The following is an 18,781-nucleotide window of genomic DNA, read 5'->3' as shown; positions in this document are numbered from 1 at the left end:
GCGATTTTTCGCATAATAATTTTTAAAAATAATTAGCGAACGTTCGCTAATTGTGAAAATTTTTATTTAAGTTTGTAATATAAAATCACTAAATACATTAAGTTATGGAAACTAAAACACAATTAAAATTAAAGGGCCAAACGCAATTTCAAGAAGTTTTTACTCCTGAATTAATGGATTTTTTGGTTGAGCTTCATCAGAACTTTAATCAGAAAAGGCTAGAGCTTTTAGGTGAAAGAAAAAAAACTCAGGAGGAATTTAACAAAGGGATTTTACCTAAATTCTTGAAAGAAACAGAAGAAGTAAGGAATACAGAATGGATATGTGCGTCTCTTCCGGGAGATTTATTAGATAGGAGAGTAGAGATTACAGGCCCGGTTGATCGAAAAATGATTATTAATGCATTGAATTCAGGTGCATCTACATTCATGGCTGATTTTGAAGATAGCAATTCTCCTACATGGAATAATTGTATTCAAGGACAAATTAATCTTTCGGATGCTATTAATCGTACTATTGATTTTACGAATGAAAAAGGTAAATCTTATCAGCTGAACGAAAAAACAGCAGTTTTGATAGTTCGTCCAAGAGGGTTGCATTTATCAGAAAAGCATATTGAAATTAACGGAGAGGAAGCTTCAGGTTCATTAATTGATTTTGGGATGTATTTCTTTAGAAATGTTAAACAACTCTTAGAAAATGAAAGTGGTCCTTATTTTTATCTTCCAAAGCTAGAGCATTATAAAGAAGCACGTTGGTGGAATGATGTATTTATTTTCGCACAAAATTATGTAGGAATTCCTCAAGGAACTATAAAAGCAACTGTTTTGATTGAAACTATTACCGCTTCTTTTCAGATTGACGAAATACTATATGAATTGAAAGAACATAGCTCAGGATTGAATTGTGGGCGTTGGGATTACATTTTTTCATTTATTAAGAAGTTTAGGAATATTTCAGCATTTATCCTTCCGGATAGAGATCAAGTGAAAATGACCTCCCCATTTATGAGTGCTTATTCAAAAAGAGTGATTGAAATTTGTCATAAAAGAAATGTACATGCAATAGGCGGAATGGCAGCGCAAATTCCCGTGAAAGATAATGATAGTGCAAATTGGATTGCTTTTGAAAAAGTAAAATGTGACAAAGAAAGAGAAGTAAAAAATGGTCACGATGGAACTTGGGTGGCACATCCGGCATTGGTGTCCGTTGCAAAAGAAATATTCGATCAATATATGCCTTTGCAAAATCAAATTGATAAAAAGTTTGCTTATCATATTAAAGAAAACGATTTACTACAGGTTCCAAAAGGAGATGTGACAGAAAAAGGAATCAGAAAAAATATTAACGTAGGGATCCTTTATATTGAAAGCTGGTTGATGGGAATAGGTGCTGCTGCATTATACAATCTTATGGAAGATGCTGCTACAGCTGAAATTTCAAGAACCCAAATTTGGCAATGGCTAAAGAATAAAGTGGTATTAAATGATGATAGAACCTTAACGAAAGAAATGGTTCTTCAATGGGAAGGCGAAGAAATGCGAAATATTGAAGAATATGTAGGTGCAGAACGTTTTAAAAATGGAAAATTTAATCTTGCAAAAGAACTTTTCAATGAGTTAATTTTTGCTGAAGAATTTGAAGAGTTCTTGACCTTAAAACTATACCCTTTTATTTAATATAAAAATGTAAAATTGAGTACTACATACTTATGGGTGATTGTCTCATTATTATAATTCTAAAATTTTAAAATCCAAATATTTATGAAAACTAAACAAGAACAAATCCAAGAATTAGAGAAGAATTGGCTTACTGATCCTCGTTGGCAAGGTGTAAAAAGACCTTATACGGCAGAAGATGTTTTGAAGCTTCGTGGCTCTTATAAAATAGACTATACGATTGCAACGGAAATGTCTAAAAAATTCTGGGATAAGCTACAGACTCAAGATTTTGTTGCAGGTCTTGGTGCTTTAACAGGAAATCAAGCAGTACAGGAAGTTGATGCTGGTTTAGAAGCTATTTATCTTTCTGGATGGCAAGTAGCAGCAGATGCTAATTTGTCTGGAGAAATGTATCCTGACCAGTCTCTTTATCCTGCTAATTCAGTACCTTCTGTGGTTAAAAAGATCAATAATGCTTTATTGAGAGCTGATCAAGTTCAGTCTGTTAACGGAGGTGGAGATAAGAATTATTTAGTTCCTATTATTGCAGATGCAGAAGCTGGATTTGGAGGAAATCTGAATGCATTTGAATTAATGAAGCAAATGATCGAAGCGGGTGCTGCTGCGGTACATTTCGAAGATCAGTTGTCTTCTGCAAAAAAATGTGGCCACTTAGGTGGAAAAGTTTTAGTGCCTACTCAAGAAGCTATTAATAAATTGATCTCTGCTCGTTTGGCTGCGGATGTATTAGGTGTTCCTTCTGTGATTATTGCAAGAACAGATGCTGATGCAGCGGACTTATTGACTTCAGACATTGATGATAGAGATAAGAAATTTGTAACGGGAGAAAGAACTTCAGAAGGTTTTTATGTAGTGAAAAATGGAGTAGAACAAGGAATTGATAGAGGGTTGTCTTATGCACCTTATGCAGATTTGATTTGGATGGAAACTTCTAACCCTGATTTAGAACAAGCAAGACAATTTGCAGAAGGAATCCATGCGCAATTCCCAGGTAAGATGTTAGCTTACAACTGTTCACCTTCATTCAATTGGGCGGCAAAACTTTCCGTTGAAGAAATGTTGAATTTTAGAGAAGAATTGGCTAAAATGGGATATAAATTCCAGTTTATTACACTAGCCGGTTTCCATGCATTGAATACAGCGATGTTCGAGTTAGCTTTAGCATATAAAGAAAAAGGAATGGCCGGATATTCTGAGCTTCAAGAACGTGAGTTTGCATTACAAAAGAAAGGTTTTAGAGCTGTTAAGCATCAGTCTTTTGTAGGAACGGGTTATTTTGATGAGGTTCAGAATGTAGTTACAAATGGTTCTTCTACAACGGTAGCTATGAAAGATTCAACAGAAACTGCACAATTTCATTAAGAACGACTCTCCATATATAAATAGAATTTGATTTCTCTAGCCTTCTCATTTTGAGAGGGCTTTTTTTCTTATATGATGAATAAAATTAAGGGCAAAAAGTTTATATATTTGTATATTAAAGGGAATTTTGGAGCTATAATGGGTTTAATATATCAAAAAGAAATACAAGTAACAGAGGGGCATATTGATCAAAATAATCATGTTAATAATGTACAATATGTTCATTGGGTAGAAGAAATCGCTGTGGAACATTGGGAGAGTGTAAAATATAAAACTGAATTTTCAACCTACGCATGGATGCTTTTTGATCATCATATTCAATACAAAAAACAAGTATACCTCAATGATATTATTACGATTAAAACATATCCGATGCCTCCTGAAGGAATAAAGCAGCCGCGTAAAGTGGAGTTTTATTGTAATGATCAGATTGTGGTTGATTCTCATACGTTATGGGTTTTGGTCGATATGGAGACACAAAAGATAAAAAGATTGGAAAAAGATTGGTTGAATATAATCGTGTAAATGATGATATTCAAACTTTCTATGTTCATCTGTTTTGTTATATCTTTGTACTATGATACGTATTACAAAGATTTTTACATTTGAGACTGCCCATGTACTTTACAATTATGATGGGAAATGTAAAAATATGCATGGACATTCCTATAAATTGTTTGTAACAGTAAAAGGAAAGCCTATCAATGATTTGAATAACCCTAAAAATGGAATGGTAGTGGATTTTGGAGATATTAAAAGTATCGTAAAATCTGAAATAGTAGATGTTTGGGATCATGCAGTACTTATTAATGGGCTTTCTCCTCATAAAGAATTGGGGGAGGATCTTGAAAATAAAGGACATAAGGTGATTTACTGTACTTTTCAGCCTACCTGTGAAAATATGCTATCTGCTATTGCTGCTAAAATCAAATCCAAGCTTCCTGCTGAAGTTTCTTTAGCTTATCTTAAACTTCATGAGACGGAGAATTCTTATGGAGAATGGTTTGCAGAAGATAATTCATAAAATCCTTTAAACTGAAAGTCGTGTTAAAAACAATCATCAATTTAGAAATTGGAAAGAAGGTTTATTTTGCTTCAGATCAACATTTTGGTGCACCTACTCCCAAAGAAAGTAAAATAAGGGAAGAGAAATTTATCCGTTGGATGGATGAAATAAAAGAAGATGCACAGGTTTTATTTCTGATGGGTGATCTATTTGATTTTTGGCATGAATGGAAGCATGTCATTCCTAAAGGTTATGTACGTGTTTTAGGGAAAATTGCAGAGTTGAAGGATAGAGGAATACATGTGTATTTTTTTGTAGGGAATCATGATCTTTGGATGAAAGACTATCTCGAAGAAGAGATTGGATGTACGGTTTTTTACAAAAAACAATATTTTGAAATCGCAGGAAAACAGTTTTTATTAGCTCATGGAGATGGTTTAGGACCTGGTGATAAAGGATATAAAAGAATGAAAAGGGTATTTACAAACCCAATTGCTCAATGGTTTTTTAAATGGTTGCATCCGGATATTGCTATGAAAATAGCCTTATATCTTTCTCAAAAAAATAAAATGATTTCAGGAGAAGAGGATAAAGCATTTTTAGGAGAAGATAAAGAGTTTTTGATTATCTATTCAAAAGAAAAATTAAAAACACAGCATATTGACTATTTTATATATGGGCATCGTCACCTTCCCATGGTATTAGAGCTGGGTAATCAGTCCAAGTATATCAACTTAGGAGATTGGATATCTTATTTCACTTATGGCGTATTCGAAAATGATTTTGAATTGAAAACTTTTGGGACAGATAAAAAAAATTACCTCTAAAAAAGAGGTAACTTTCGAATGGTAAAAAACCATTCTTGTTTTTAATCCATATTCCGAATATAATATAGCAAGAAGCTTACCAAAAACAAATTGTATAAATTAAAAAAACATTAAAAAGTATGCTTCTCTTTATAGTTGATTTGTTTTTTTTATATACAAAGATTTAAATAAATTATACATTGAAAAATAGGTTTAACATCGTTGATGAGGACGAATTTTTAGAAAAATCATTACAGACTTTTCATTATCAATATGATAATATTGAGATCTATAGAAAGTTTGTCGACTATTTGAAGATAAACCCTACGGAGGTTAAAGAACTTAGTAAAATTCCTTTTCTTCCTATAGAAATGTTTAAAAATCATGTGATATTAGATAAAAATGTGTCTACTGATTTGTTTTTTCAAAGTTCGGGAACCACACAAATGAATTTATCTAAACATTTTATTGCGGATGAAAATCTGTATCAAAATAGTATTTATAAAAGTTTTGAAAAGTTTATAGGAAAACCGGAAGAATTCATTTTTTTAGGTTTGTTACCTAGTTATTTGGAAAAGCAACATTCTTCTTTAATCTATATGGTTGATTACTTGATGAAAAAATCCGGTAAACCTGAAAACGGATATTTTCTGTATAACCATGAAGATTTATTCCATCTTTTACATAGGTTGAGGGATCAAAAAGTCATTCTTTTTGGGGTGTCTTTTGCTCTTTTAGACTTTCTTGATTCGGTGGTAGATAAGGAAATGGATATCTTTGAAAATCTTATTATTATTGAAACAGGTGGGATGAAAGGTAGAAAAGAAGAGATGACCAAAGATGAGTTGTTGAAAATATTGCAGAATGGTTTTAGAACCCATAGAATTTATTCAGAATATTCCATGACGGAGCTTCTTTCACAAGCATACTCTCTGGGGAATAATCAATATGATTGTCCTGCATGGATGAAAGTATTGATAAGAAATGTGGAAGATCCTTTCACATATGAAAAAGAAGGAAAAACGGGAGCTATCAATATTATTGATTTGGCTAATATACATTCCTGTTCTTTTATTGCCACTCAAGATTTAGGAAAAATAGAAAATAATAAATTTCAGGTTTTGGGGAGGATTGATCACTCTGATATTAGGGGATGTAGTTTGCTAGTGAGTTAAAAGGTGATAACAGCAATTCCTACTAAGATTCCATTAATTATTCAAAATTCATGTTAAAAATAGACGAACTTATTCATGCATTTATTCATACGCATTGTGATTTTGAAAAAGATATTGTTTTAACTCATCATTTTCAAGCAGACTGGGAGGCGGATATATTGATTATTGATGCGGAAGGTTTCAGCCATGAAATTGAGATTAAGCTTTCAAAAAGTGATTTTAAGAATGATTTCAAAAAGTCTTATACCAATACTATGACCGGTGAAAAATTCCTAAAACATGATAAAATATCCTGTGGAGATTATGTGTGTAATGAATTTAGTTTTCTTGTTCCTATGGGAATGATTGATCATTCTTTGATTCCGGAACATTGTGGGATTATTGAATTTTATCATGATGTGGATCACTGGAAAACTGAATTTTACTTCATTCGATCTCCTCACAGGAGACATGGAGATTCCTATTGGAAGCTCAATGATAAAGATCTTTTTATGCGCAAAATGGCCTTGCATTTACTTCAACGTAAAATGGAGATAAAAGGCAAACATGAAGAGCTCATTTTTAAAAATCCCTTTGACATTAAGAAGAAATAATTTCTTTTATAAATAAATTATAGAATAGAGAATTGTTTAATGATTCTTCTTTTCAATTTTTTTAATATTCGTAATTCTATTGTTTTCTTAGAATCTTCTTTCGCTTGTTGTGTTATTTAAAATTCCGGCATGAGGCTATAATTATAAAAACAGAAAAGAATTCCCCAACCTTTTTGAATGCTTTATTTTTTAATAAATATCTACGTTTCCGATTAAAGAAATTTTTGGAATGGCTATTGAGTAATTCTAAGATTTTCCCAAGAATCTCTTTATTATCTTCAATATATTCTCGATACCCATTTCCCTTAATTTATCTTTTATTCACAAGAATTGAGTTTGGTATAAAATTTGAATATAATTATATGTAATACATTTTGTATTTGAGTACAATACAATGTATTCTTTTCTGTAAGGCCTTAAATATAATAAACTATATGTATTTAGATTGTATTATTTAAACTACAAAAATAGTTGTTATTTTTTTTCCTATATTATTTTGAAGGCTTTTATTTACTTAATTTGTCATTATTTCACTACTTTTAAAATGGGTTCAATGAAAAGTGATTTATTGTATATTTCCCCCATCTTGGATAGTCCTAAATACTTTGTCAACAATTGATAGAGTAACTTTTTATTTTGTAATATAATGTTTCATTGGTTGTAATATATATATTATTGAATTTTTCCTTAAATTATGAATTTTATTCTTTTTTTATCTTGATTTTATTATTGATAATTCATGATACATGTCATTTTTTTAATTTTTATTCATTTTAAATTTGGACTGAATGATGATATTCTTGTTTCTTTGCACCACAAATGATAGAGAAAACAAATAATAACAATAGTAATTTTATATTAAATAAACTCTTGATATCTATTGTTTTCAGAATGTTTTTATTAGGTAGTAATACACATTATACTATATAGTATTCTCTTTTAATTCGCTGTCATTTTTAAATTTCTGGAATATATCATTGATCTAGATAGAAGAAATAGATTTTAATATGTTCCTAAATGGTAAAAAGATTAAAAATTATTTAATAAATAGTATAACAACAAAAATAACACACATGAAAAAAACAGTTTTTTTAGCAATCACGGGACTTGTCATGACAACGATAACCTCTTGTAATCAAGATAGGGATGAAGGCCAAGGTTCATTATCAACAACTCAAAGTGGAATGTATTCTCGATTAAGTCCCGAACTTTCTGATCGCCCTGTGTCTAAACGTAAGATGTTAAGTAGGTATGGACTTACTACTAAACCTAATCATATTATTCGCCATCTTCCTTCAATTGGTAATCAGGGATATAATGAACAATCTTGTGTCGCTTGGGCTACTGCATATGCGGCCACAACGATTCTTGAACGTAATTTTTTTGATCGTAATGCGCCGGCTAGAAGTCCCCGGTTTATATATAATCAAATAAATAATGGTATATGTACTGCTACTCCAATGATTAAAGAGGGATTGGATAAGTTAGTTGAATTAGGAGCATGTAGTATCGATGAAATGCCTTATAATCCGGGAGAATGTAGTCAGGAAGTTTCTAAAGACAAAATAGCTCAAGCAAAGTTACATAAGCTTACCAAGTGGGCAACAGTAAATCTTAAAGATAAAGCATTGGTGAAAACGCTTTTGGCTAATAATTTTCCGATTATTATAAGTGTACCTATGATTGATTCTTTTGGTAGTATCAATAAAAACACAGATTGGACTGTAACATATTGTCCTGTATATAATACTGGTACGACTCGACATGCAGTTTGTGTGGTGGGGTATGATGATGATAAAAAGGCATTTAAAGTAATGAATTCATATGGAAAAGATTTTGGAGATGAGGGTTTTTTCTGGATATCATATGATGTTTTTCACGGACCTACAGAAAAATCACCAGGTGCTTTTCTTTTAGAAGGCTATACAGCAGAAATAAAACCCGATACACTTCCAACGGACTAATCTAGTCTCCAATCCTTACAATTTAACATTTCTTACATTTTCTGCTAACATTCTCGATAGCAGGAGAGGGAAAATATTACCCAAAACATAATTTTTATTTATTCTAATTAGAAATAAAAATTACTTAAAAAAATAAATATATAATAAAAACAATTTAAAATTAACACAATGAAAAAGACAATTTTTTTAGCAGCTATGGCTTTTGTAATGGCATCAGTAAGTTCATGTAATCAGGATAGAGATGATTCATTTAGTGGGGCGAGTGTGAGTGTCAGTGCAAATAAGGCAGATGCTAATATGGTTTCACGCTATGTATATGCAGACTATAATGGATATTTTAAAACAATAAAAGAAACTCCAATTTTTAAATGGCGGTACAAAAGAGACGGATGTTTTGCAAGGGCTCATAAAATGGCAGAGATATTGCAAAATCAATATGATATTGATTATTCTAAACTTGAAAAGATATGGATTGGTAATACTAACGGTAGTTTGCTTAATGAATGGACGTATCATGTTGCTTTGGTAGTAGTTGGGCAAGATGGGGAACGTAAGGTTATGGATCCATCATTATTTGACTCTCCAGTAGATATGGAAACCTGGAGAAATAAGTGTAATAAGCGTGATGATAAGGATAGGTTTAATGATTCAAATAATCAAGTTACAACCACTGATATTGGATGTTACACTCCTAAAAATATTTCTAGGGTGAATGGAGTTAACTATTGGACAGCGACTAACATTATTACTAATTTTAACAATTATACACTTAATATTCCTGGTAATTTTTCATATTCTCATAAATCAAAATTTGATAAGGTTACTAACTGTATATTAAATACTATTTCTAATGGTTTTAATCCATCACTTCCTGATCAGTCTATTAATATAAATGGATGTACAAGATTTACAGCTCGTTAATACGATCCAGATAAAATAAAATTCATTCATTTACCAAAGCAATTTCTCCTTCACAATGAGTTTTTGTTAGCAAATGTTATACAACAAAATAAAAGTGGGAACCTTCTAAAATTCCCCTTCTATTCTACATTCAAATAAATCTTTAAAACATCTATTTTTTGATAGCCATTTGATAAGATTACCATCCGAGAGGAGAGTTGCTTTGGTTATATTCTAAATTATAAATTAATCAACAATTAAAATTAACACAATGAAAAAAACAATTTTTTTAGCAGCTATGCGCTTTGTAAGAATAGTGATAACTTCATATAATACGGATAAAAATAGGAGTTCCAATCTAGATAGAGCTTTTTCCCTGAAAATAGTATAAAGATGATACAGCTATTTATAAGTTATGGTGAAGGAAAAGAAACAATTGATAATAATGTTCTAGATCCATCACTGAAAAAATTTCAAAAGCCCTTGACCAGAGAAATGTGGATAGAGGCCTGTAAATCTATTGATCGGGATGCTGTTGATATCGCTACAGATGCTTCTAGGAATTCTCTTATTAATAAGATACCGGATAAAATTAATAAAATAAATTATAGAATTACTAAAGGTGTAATTACAGCTCGTTAAATAGCTTAGTTTATCTCCATAAAAGTATTTTTAATAGATACTATTCTCCATAGTAAAAAATAGTAAAAAGCCGGAACGCTTCCGACGTCTACACTTTAATCATTAAGACTTATCCATTTTTTGCCTCTCCTTTGATAGAGTTCAATACGAGGAGAAGGGAAGTATCATTACGCTTGTTATTTTTATTTATTCTAAGTAGTAATAAAAATCGTCATCAAAAATGAATATTTAATAAAAACAAATTAAAATTTACACAATGAAAAAGATTTTTTCTCTAGCAGTTATATGCTTTGTCATGACAACAATGACTTCATGTCACCACGATAGAGATGATTCGTTGGATGATGTAAGTATGAGTGTAAACACAAGCGTAACAGAAGCTCATGTGCTTTCTCGTAATGAATATACTCATTTTACTGAATATTTTAATACAATCAAACTTGACGAAGCTTTTACATGGAAGTACGAAAAGGACGGATGTTTTGCTAGAGCCCATAAAATGGGGGAGATCTTACAAGCTAAGTATGGTATTCATCCTTCTCATCTGAAAAAAATATGGATTGGTAATAGTCGTGGTGATTTACTTAAGAAATGGGAGTATCATGTGGCTTTGGTTGTAGTGGGATCGGGTGGAAATCCACTGAACGGTATGGTGATAGACCCTGCATTGTTTCCCGACGGACCTGTAACTCCCCAAGAATGGGCATATAAATGTAATAATGGATCATCGAATAAATCTGCCGTCTCTAAACTTGAGTATTATGCTCCTAAGATAAAGGTAGATAAGTCGGGGAAAAGAATTTGGAATGCGGAGGATAAAGTTAATAATTATAGCTTTTATTCGATTAGTAATAAGGCATACTTTGATGGAGTTACTACTTGCGTACTAACCACGATTAAAAATAATTTTGAAAATTGGAGGAGGAAAGTGAGGCATGATCCTAATAGTACGATTGATATAGCTCGTTGCACAGGATGATTTATGGCTCGTTAATGTGATCGCGGATAAAATAAAAATTCATTCATTTATTTACCAAGGTAATTTCTCCTTCATACAGAGTTTTTGTTAACAAATGTTATACAACAAAATAAAAGCTGGAATCTTTGAAAATTCCTTTCCATACTACATTCAATTACATCTTTAAAGTATCGATTCTTTGATGCACATTTGATAAGATTAACATGTGAGGGAGAATTGCTTTTGGTTTTAATATTAATTTATTCTAATTAAAAATAAAAATTAACAACAAAAATAAATATTTAATAAAAACAACTTAAAATTTTAAAACAATGAAAAAAACATTTTTTTTAGCAGCCATGTGCTTTGTAATGGCAACAGTGACTTCTTGTAACCAGGATAGGGATATGAATGAATCTTTTGATGCAAATCCTAATATGGAATCAGTATTCAGTAGCAAAGTTAGTCAGGAGCATAACAAAAAAATGATTCCTATATGTATTAATAAAGTAAATAATGCTTATGATGTATTGTTTGATGAAGAGACATCAGTTTATACAATATCAGATACTGAACAAAATAAAAAATATGTAGAAATAATAGATAAAGCGATAGAAAATGAAAGTTCGCTTTCAATTACTATTAATAATAATTCGATTACTAGTGCGAAGGTAGTACACTCTTCCTATCCTCGTCGTTCATATGATTGTCCTGAGACTGATTATAGGGGGCTTAAAGATTTTAGTAACTTGGGCCAAATAAAAAAATTTGCGAGTTTACTGTCGAAGGCAGGCAGCTATAAGCGAACTCCGGTTCAACGTAATAACGGTTTTACTGCTTATTCATGGGGAATTCCCAACTTTGAGTATAGGACAGATGGATGTTATGCGAGAGCTCATAGAATGAGACAGATATTAAAAAACTATGGTTACAAATGTGAGAAAATTTGGTTGTTTGGTAATCTAAGAGCAAAAAGTGGTAATAAAACAATTAGATGGGGGTGGCATGTAACTATAGCGGTAAAGCTTCCAAATGGGGATAGAAGGGTAATAGATCCTGCTTTTCAAGATACACCTATGTCAGTGAAAGAGTGGGAGGATAAGTGTCTTGATAAAAGTGGTATGAATTATAATGAGCGAATGCCTTATAAGATAGCCTCGGCCTTTACTACCCCAAGTAAATCTTATCTACTACACAAGGTTAGGGGGGGTAGATATACTCAATCTTATGATAACTGCTATGAAAAAACAACAGCTACCTTAAATAGTTATAGACATAGGAGAGATTAAAATTAAAAATCAGTCTCCTATATTTTGTAAAATCAAATCTAGGAGACTTCTATTGATCATCATGTCTTATTTAAAACATTTATTAAGCTAAATAATACAATAAAGAATATTAGAATAGTAATAATTTAAAACATTAAAAAAATGAAATTCAATTTTTCGGCGGCTCTCGTGTTAGTAATGACACTTGTTAGTTGCAACGATGAAATAATATCAGAAGAAAACAAAGACATCAGCTCGTCTTCATTAGACGCAAAAAATGAATTTATCTATGATGGACCGGCTACGGAGCTAAGAGCAACAACATTATTAGATGATACTTCATATGCCCGCTTCGGTAGAAACGGTAAGGGAATGATGGGACGTCGTGTTAAGAGATATGATTATAACAAAACATTTGGTTCGTTTACCAGTTTTTCAAGACAGCATTTATTATGGCCAGGAAGTTTTATTCAAAACAGAACATTTTTTTCTGGTAATATGGCGGCAGTTCCTTTGCCTAATGAACAAAGAAATAGTATAAAAGTTAAAATTGATGCTGTTAATGTAAATGAAAATGGTGGAGGAGCTGAATTAATACAAAATCCGGATCAGGGTAGTGTGCAAAATTCACTCGGAAATTTATTAGACAAATATTTTAGATCAGGAACATCCTTTCCCGCGAATTATAAAATAACAATGAACGCTATCTATGATGATACACAAATGAATACCGCATTAGATATCGGGTATACGGGCTTAGGGAGTTTAAGTAGTAAATTGGGTTTTAAATTTAAAAGGAATAAAACATATTTTGCTGTTACTCTTAAACAAAAATATTTTAGTTATTCAGTAGATTGTGATAAACCTTATTTTAAAGGAGATAGAGGTTGGGTTAAACCCAATGCACATGTAAACGAAAATCCTATTGTTATTGAGACGGTCACATATGGACGACTTTATGTTTTGATCTATGAATCAGATGCTACTGAATCTGCGCTAAGTGCAACTCTTAGTGCTTTATACCCTACTACAGGAGGATTATTAAAAGGAAACCTTAGTATGGAGCATCAAAATGTTTTGAAAAATACAAATGTATATGTAAAGCAAATTGGAGGGAGTCCTATTCATGGGATGGCTGCGATTGGAAATGATTTTGAGAATGTTAAGCATAATATACTAGAAGGTTCGGTTGTTTCAAAAGATAATATGGGGGCAATTATAGAATATACAGCTATAAATACAGCTCCGGGTAAGGTATGCTTGCCTGTAACTAAAAAGGTAAACGGAAGTGTAAATATCAAACCTTCATATAGGCTTATATTGAAAAATAATTATAGTGCTATGCTTCCTTTAAAGGTTAATAATGATAATCGTTTGAGGTATAATTTGAGATTTGGAGAATTACTTGAATTTCCGTACGATGAAAATCGTGATGGGTTTATGTATGATGGGAAAGTAGTGGAACAAATATCTCTAAATGGTGATAGTAAAGCGGATGATATTGTTTTTCACAAAAAGTATCCATACTATGATCGTCAACCTACTATTGAATATGTATCTAAGAGTGCAGGAGGTGATCGTTTACATCAAATTTTTAAACGATATCAAAATATAAGAGATGTCAACGTAGAAAACGCCATAGATAAGGACGGTATTAATAATAATGGAAATGGGCCAGAAGCATTATTGAAAAATTCAAAAGATGAAAATAATAATGCTATTATGATTGAAATCAAGGATAATTCAAAATTATAAAAGGCACTATTTTCCATATTTGTTGATATGAAGTTTTAATAAAACAAAATCCAAAATTCCCCTAGCAGTTATCTGAGAGGGGATTTTATTTCTATTAAAATCCAAAGGAATTTTTCTTTGGACTTTTGTCTATCATTTCGATGTTTTCATTTTATCTATTAATTAGGCTGGGATTATAAAAAATCCGAGCCTTTTTCAATTAAAGCTATAAAAGCGGATTTCAATATTACTTTCAGGGTTGTATGGGGAATTAAACTGTATTTTCGATGCATTGGTTTCGTTTTATAGCAGTATGTTTTGTTTTAAGTTTAATATTTACTTAACTTTAATAGTAACGTAGGTTTTAATTCTTATGTATAAGCATTCAAAAATATACATTCAATATTCTTAATTTTCACTCTAAAGGAGTCCTTCAATTTTTATATTTATACTTTTTTCTGGAAAATAATAAAGAATGAGATCAAATTTCGAATTTTTTCTGATGGTAGAACATCGCTTCAAATTTCTTATTTCTCAAAGTGTTGTTTTTTTGTAGTTAAGTTATTTTTATAAAATTCAACAGTTTCGAAATGTTGAGTTTGGTATAAAATTTGTTGATAAGTGAGGACGTTGTAATTAGAATTACAACAATACATTTTTGATATGATATCTTTGTAGATATCAAGCGCTTTTGCGTATATTTCTTCTCAATTTCTATCCTTTGAAAGTATAAAATCTTTCGTAGTTATCTCTTGTTTTTACTTTTTAACTTTGTAATAGAGTATTTTCATTTCTTGTAAATATTGTACTTGTATTCCTGTCATTTAATGTTTTCTGTTTTTGTAATGTGTGTATTACATTTTTTTCCACGTAAAAGTGAATTTAATTCATTTTTATCTTAAAATCTTTGAGAATAGTTTATGACATTTGTCATTTTTATGGTTTTAATTCAATTTTATGTTGGGTGGGTTGGATTATTGTTGTTACTTTGCAATACAAATGATAGAGAAAAAGAATAAGAGCAATAGTAATTTTTTATCAAAGATATCATGCTCTTCTTATATATTATTTTCTAAATGATTTTTAGTTCATTAGAAATATATAATTACAAGATATAGTATTCCTATATTTCATTATCATTTTATTTTAGTTCTGGAATTTATTAGATATTAAATACAATAAATTTTTAATTGAATTACAAATCCTAAGGAATGAGTAGTTCAATATAATAAATTAAGTATAGAGTTATCTTATATTATTAAGAACTTAAAAAAAGGTTTAACAATTATCATAATATTAAAAAAAATAACAATGGGGAAAAAATTATTTTTAGCAGTATTTTTCAATTCTTGTAACAATCAAGAAAATAGTGTAAGCTTCGATTCATTAACAATCCATGAAGGTAAGCATTATCATCGACTCATTTCTGGAGTATAAATAACCATATTGTACATTATTAATACGCATTATTATGAAGTAGGGAGCTCCTACGTCATGTCATAATAATGGCTTTGGGGATAGACTATAATACACTTATTCCAAGAGATTCCTATGAGAGGATATCCTGGTTAAGGAATGCTATAGAGTAGAAGTAATATCCGGAACACTTCCAACATATTCATCTCCAATCCTTACAACTTATCGAATCTTAAATGTTCTTGTGATCACAGGTGATCGCAGGAGGGGGAAAGTATTTTCTAATTTATAAAATTAATTTAGTCTAATTAGAAATAATAGTAAACATATAATTAATAAAAAACAATTTAAAATTTAACACAATGAAAAAAACAATTTTTTTAGCAATCACAGGTCTTGTAATGGTAACATTAACTTCTTGTAATCAGGATAGGGATGAAAGCCAAGGTTCTTTGCCCATGAATCCAGGTAAACAATATAATGAAAGCACTTCTAGAGGCGCTAGTAATAGTGTAGATGGCAATGCTTTATTAAGACAATATGGTTCTCCTACTCGCGCAAATTATACTATTCCTTATCTCCCATCAGCTGGTAATCAAGGGACAGATCAATCTTGCGTAGCTTGGTCTACCACATATGCTGCTGCAACGATTCTTGAACGTAACTTCATCAATTCTAATGCGTCACCTAGAAGCCCTAGATATGTATACAACCAAATAAATAATGGATCTTGTACTACTACTCCGGGAATCATCAATGGATTAAATACATTAGTAAGCTCAGGGGCTTGTAGTATTGAGGAAATGCCTTATGTTCAAGGACAATGTTCTTTTGCTCCTTCTCAATTTCAAAGAAATCTAGCAAGCTCTCATAAATTGACAAAGTGGGCAACAGTAGATAATACGAATCTTCAACAGGTTAAAACACTTTTGGCAAATAACTTTCCACTTATTATAAGTGTGCCAATGAATTCATCCTTTGGTCTTATCAGTGCTTCAACAGGTTGGGCTGTAACATCTTGTGAGTCCTTTAATGCTTTCGCTACCCCTATGCATGCAGTTTGTGTAGTAGGATATGATGATAATAGAAGAGCGTTTAAAGTGATGAACTCCTTTGGTAATAATTTTGCTGATAATGGCTTTTTCTGGATAAGCTATGATTTATTTACCCAAAAAAGAAGCTCTCTAGGACAAGGTTCGCCTGTTAATGAATGTTATACGGCAGAAGTAAAAGCCGGAACGCTTCCTACCTTTTAGACTTTCATCCTTATGATATTGAATCTTAGATTCTCCTGTGATCATAATCCATCGCAGGAGAGGGAAAGTATTTTCAAATTTATACAACAATAAAACTAAATATATAATAAAAACAATTTAAAATTTAACACAATGAAAAAAACAATTTTTTTAGCAATCACAGGTCTTGTAATGGCAACGGTAACTTCTTGTAATCAAGATAGGGATGAAAGCCAAGGTTCTTTGTCAATGAATCCAGGTAAACAATATAATGAAAGCACTTCTAGAGGTGCTAGTAATAGTGTAGATGGCAATGCTTTATTAAGACAATATGGTTCTCCTACTCGCGCAAATTATACTATTCCTTATCTCCCATCAGCTGGTAATCAAGGGACAGATCAATCTTGCGTAGCTTGGTCTACCACATATGCTGCTGCAACGATTCTTGAACGTAACTTCATCAATTCTAATGCGTCACCTAGAAGCCCTAGATATGTATACAACCAAATAAATAATGGATCTTGTACTACTACTCCGGGAATCATCAATGGATTAAATACATTAGTAAGCTCAGGGGCTTGTAGTATTGAGGAAATGCCTTATGTTCAAGGACAATGTTCTTTTGCTCCTTCTCAATTTCAAAGAAATCTAGCAAGCTCTCATAAATTGACAAAGTGGGCAACAGTAGATAATACGAATCTTCAACAGGTTAAAACACTTTTGGCAAATAACTTTCCACTTATTATAAGTGTGCCAATGAATTCTTCCTTTGGTCTTATCAGTGCTTCAACAGGTTGGGCTGTAACATCTTGTGAGTCCTTTAATGCTTTCGCTACCCCTATGCATGCAGTTTGTGTAGTAGGATATGATGATAATAGAAGAGCGTTTAAAGTGATGAACTCCTTTGGTAATAATTTTGCTGATAATGGCTTTTTCTGGATAAGCTATGATTTATTTACCCAAAGAAGAAGCTCTCTAGGACAAGGTTCCCCTGTTAATGAGTGCTATACGGCAGAAGTAAAGGACGGGACACTTCCTACCTTTTAGACTCTTATCCTTGTGATATATTGAATCTTAGATTCTCCTGTGATCATAATCCATCGCAGGAGAGGGAAAGTATTTTCAAATTTATACAACAATAAAACTAAATATATAATAAAAACAATTTAAAATTTAACGCAATGAAAAAGACAATTTTTTTAGCCATCACGGGGCTTTTAATGGCCACATTCACCTCTTGTAACCAGGATAGAGATGATGCCATAAGCGCAAGTTCAAATGTAAGTACAACTATTTCCTCCAATCTGACTTCCCGTAGTGCTTATCATCCCTCAAACAATAGCGTGGCATGGGATAACTATCGTACGGTAACAAGTAGCAATATTCCTTTTGGATATACTGCTGAGGGTTGCTTCGCACGAGCCCATAAAATGAAGCAGCTATTAGAAAAAAAGGGAGTAAGGAATATGGCAAAAGTTTGGGTTTATAAGCAACGAGGAGGAGGTCAATTAAAAAATGGTTGGTCATATCATGTTGCTCTAAAGATAGATAATTATGTTCTAGATCCTTCACTATATGAGCAGCCCATTACTCAGGAAGAGTGGGTGCAAGCTTGCAAAGCATATAAGGATCAAGTAGTGGATACGGAGACTACGGATGCTTCTCGCTATGCTCCTGCAGATGATATTCATAAGTTTGGAAAAACAGGTCGGTATTCTTATGATCATAGTTATAAGTCAACTGATTGTGTGATAAATACTATTCTATATAGTTTAGCGAATCGTATCCCTGTTAATATAAGCGGTTGTCCGGGAGGGTTTACAGCCCGTTAGAATTCTTATTCTGTATGTATAATACAATAGTATTCCAAGTAATGAACTTTTAAGGAGTAGATTTGATGACGTTTTTTGGAAATGCTACCAATGAGTTATCCCAAAAGAGAATCTACTCCCTTGTACCAGCTTCTTTTAATGAATGTTATAGGGTAAAAGTACATGTAAAAATACTTCCCCCATTCTAAACTTTAATCATTATAATGTA

The 18,781-nt window shown here is 31.7% G+C and carries 17 protein-coding genes; all 17 read left to right on the top strand.

The genetic code is table 11. The features are described 5' to 3' along the window. Window positions 1–104: 104 nt before the first annotated feature. The gene (aceB, locus tag CHRY9293_RS02285) at window positions 105–1,679 is read left to right on the top strand and encodes a malate synthase A (protein ID WP_162031418.1); all 1,575 of its coding nucleotides are present in this window, start codon (window positions 105–107) and stop codon (window positions 1,677–1,679) included. A gap of 84 nt (window positions 1,680–1,763) precedes the next feature. Further along, window positions 1,764–3,044: an isocitrate lyase gene (gene aceA, locus CHRY9293_RS02280; RefSeq protein WP_162031417.1), complete on the top strand. Its 1,281-nt coding sequence runs from the start codon at window positions 1,764–1,766 to the stop codon at window positions 3,042–3,044. Window positions 3,045–3,119: 75 nt separating this feature from the next. Further along, window positions 3,120–3,569: an acyl-CoA thioesterase gene (locus CHRY9293_RS02275; protein ID WP_228455443.1), complete on the top strand. Its 450-nt coding sequence runs from the start codon at window positions 3,120–3,122 to the stop codon at window positions 3,567–3,569. A 52-nt stretch (window positions 3,570–3,621) separates the two neighbouring features. Further along, entirely contained in the window at window positions 3,622–4,068 is a 447-nt protein-coding gene (queD, locus tag CHRY9293_RS02270) for a 6-carboxytetrahydropterin synthase QueD (RefSeq protein WP_122546323.1), read from the top strand. A gap of 20 nt (window positions 4,069–4,088) precedes the next feature. Then, window positions 4,089–4,877, top strand: coding sequence for a UDP-2,3-diacylglucosamine diphosphatase (locus tag CHRY9293_RS02265; RefSeq protein ID WP_162031416.1), 789 nt, complete (start codon window positions 4,089–4,091; stop codon window positions 4,875–4,877). Between the two features lie 179 nt (window positions 4,878–5,056). Continuing rightward, window positions 5,057–6,031: a LuxE/PaaK family acyltransferase gene (locus tag CHRY9293_RS02260; RefSeq protein WP_162031415.1), complete on the top strand. Its 975-nt coding sequence runs from the start codon at window positions 5,057–5,059 to the stop codon at window positions 6,029–6,031. Window positions 6,032–6,081: 50 nt separating this feature from the next. Further along, a complete protein-coding gene (locus CHRY9293_RS02255) occupies window positions 6,082–6,624 on the top strand; it encodes a hypothetical protein (protein ID WP_162031414.1) in 543 nt (180 codons plus the stop codon). A 1,073-nt stretch (window positions 6,625–7,697) separates the two neighbouring features. Then, window positions 7,698–8,588 carry a C1 family peptidase gene (locus tag CHRY9293_RS02250; protein ID WP_162031413.1) on the top strand — a complete coding sequence of 297 codons (891 nt, stop codon included), beginning with the start codon at window positions 7,698–7,700 and terminating at the stop codon, window positions 8,586–8,588. Between the two features lie 168 nt (window positions 8,589–8,756). Next, window positions 8,757–9,509 (top strand): protein-glutamine glutaminase family protein, encoded by a 753-nt coding sequence (locus CHRY9293_RS02245; protein WP_162031412.1) that lies wholly within the window; start codon window positions 8,757–8,759, stop codon window positions 9,507–9,509. Window positions 9,510–9,881: 372 nt separating this feature from the next. Further along, on the top strand, window positions 9,882–10,130 hold the full coding sequence (locus CHRY9293_RS02240; protein WP_162031411.1) for a hypothetical protein: 249 nt from the start codon (window positions 9,882–9,884) through the stop codon (window positions 10,128–10,130). A gap of 256 nt (window positions 10,131–10,386) precedes the next feature. Next, window positions 10,387–11,109, top strand: a complete 723-nt coding sequence (locus CHRY9293_RS02235; RefSeq protein ID WP_162031410.1) for a protein-glutamine glutaminase family protein — start codon at window positions 10,387–10,389, stop codon at window positions 11,107–11,109. 311 nt (window positions 11,110–11,420) lie between these two features. Beyond that, entirely contained in the window at window positions 11,421–12,377 is a 957-nt protein-coding gene (locus CHRY9293_RS02230) for a protein-glutamine glutaminase family protein (protein ID WP_162031409.1), read from the top strand. 141 nt (window positions 12,378–12,518) lie between these two features. Next, window positions 12,519–14,111 (top strand): thiol-activated cytolysin family protein, encoded by a 1,593-nt coding sequence (locus tag CHRY9293_RS02225; RefSeq protein WP_162031408.1) that lies wholly within the window; start codon window positions 12,519–12,521, stop codon window positions 14,109–14,111. A gap of 1,290 nt (window positions 14,112–15,401) precedes the next feature. Next, window positions 15,402–15,527: a hypothetical protein gene (locus CHRY9293_RS18860; RefSeq protein ID WP_262686213.1), complete on the top strand. Its 126-nt coding sequence runs from the start codon at window positions 15,402–15,404 to the stop codon at window positions 15,525–15,527. 341 nt (window positions 15,528–15,868) lie between these two features. Beyond that, complete coding sequence (locus CHRY9293_RS02220) at window positions 15,869–16,762, top strand: C1 family peptidase (protein ID WP_162031407.1); 894 nt, start codon at window positions 15,869–15,871, stop codon at window positions 16,760–16,762. Between the two features lie 132 nt (window positions 16,763–16,894). Next, window positions 16,895–17,788: a C1 family peptidase gene (locus tag CHRY9293_RS02215; protein ID WP_162031406.1), complete on the top strand. Its 894-nt coding sequence runs from the start codon at window positions 16,895–16,897 to the stop codon at window positions 17,786–17,788. A gap of 134 nt (window positions 17,789–17,922) precedes the next feature. Continuing rightward, on the top strand, window positions 17,923–18,573 hold the full coding sequence (locus tag CHRY9293_RS02210) for a protein-glutamine glutaminase family protein (protein ID WP_162031405.1): 651 nt from the start codon (window positions 17,923–17,925) through the stop codon (window positions 18,571–18,573). Window positions 18,574–18,781 lie beyond the last annotated feature (208 nt).

This window comes from Chryseobacterium potabilaquae, from assembly GCF_902728265.1.
In the GTDB taxonomy this organism is placed as follows: domain Bacteria; phylum Bacteroidota; class Bacteroidia; order Flavobacteriales; family Weeksellaceae; genus Chryseobacterium; species Chryseobacterium potabilaquae.
This window is presented reverse-complemented; position numbering and strand designations above follow the sequence as displayed.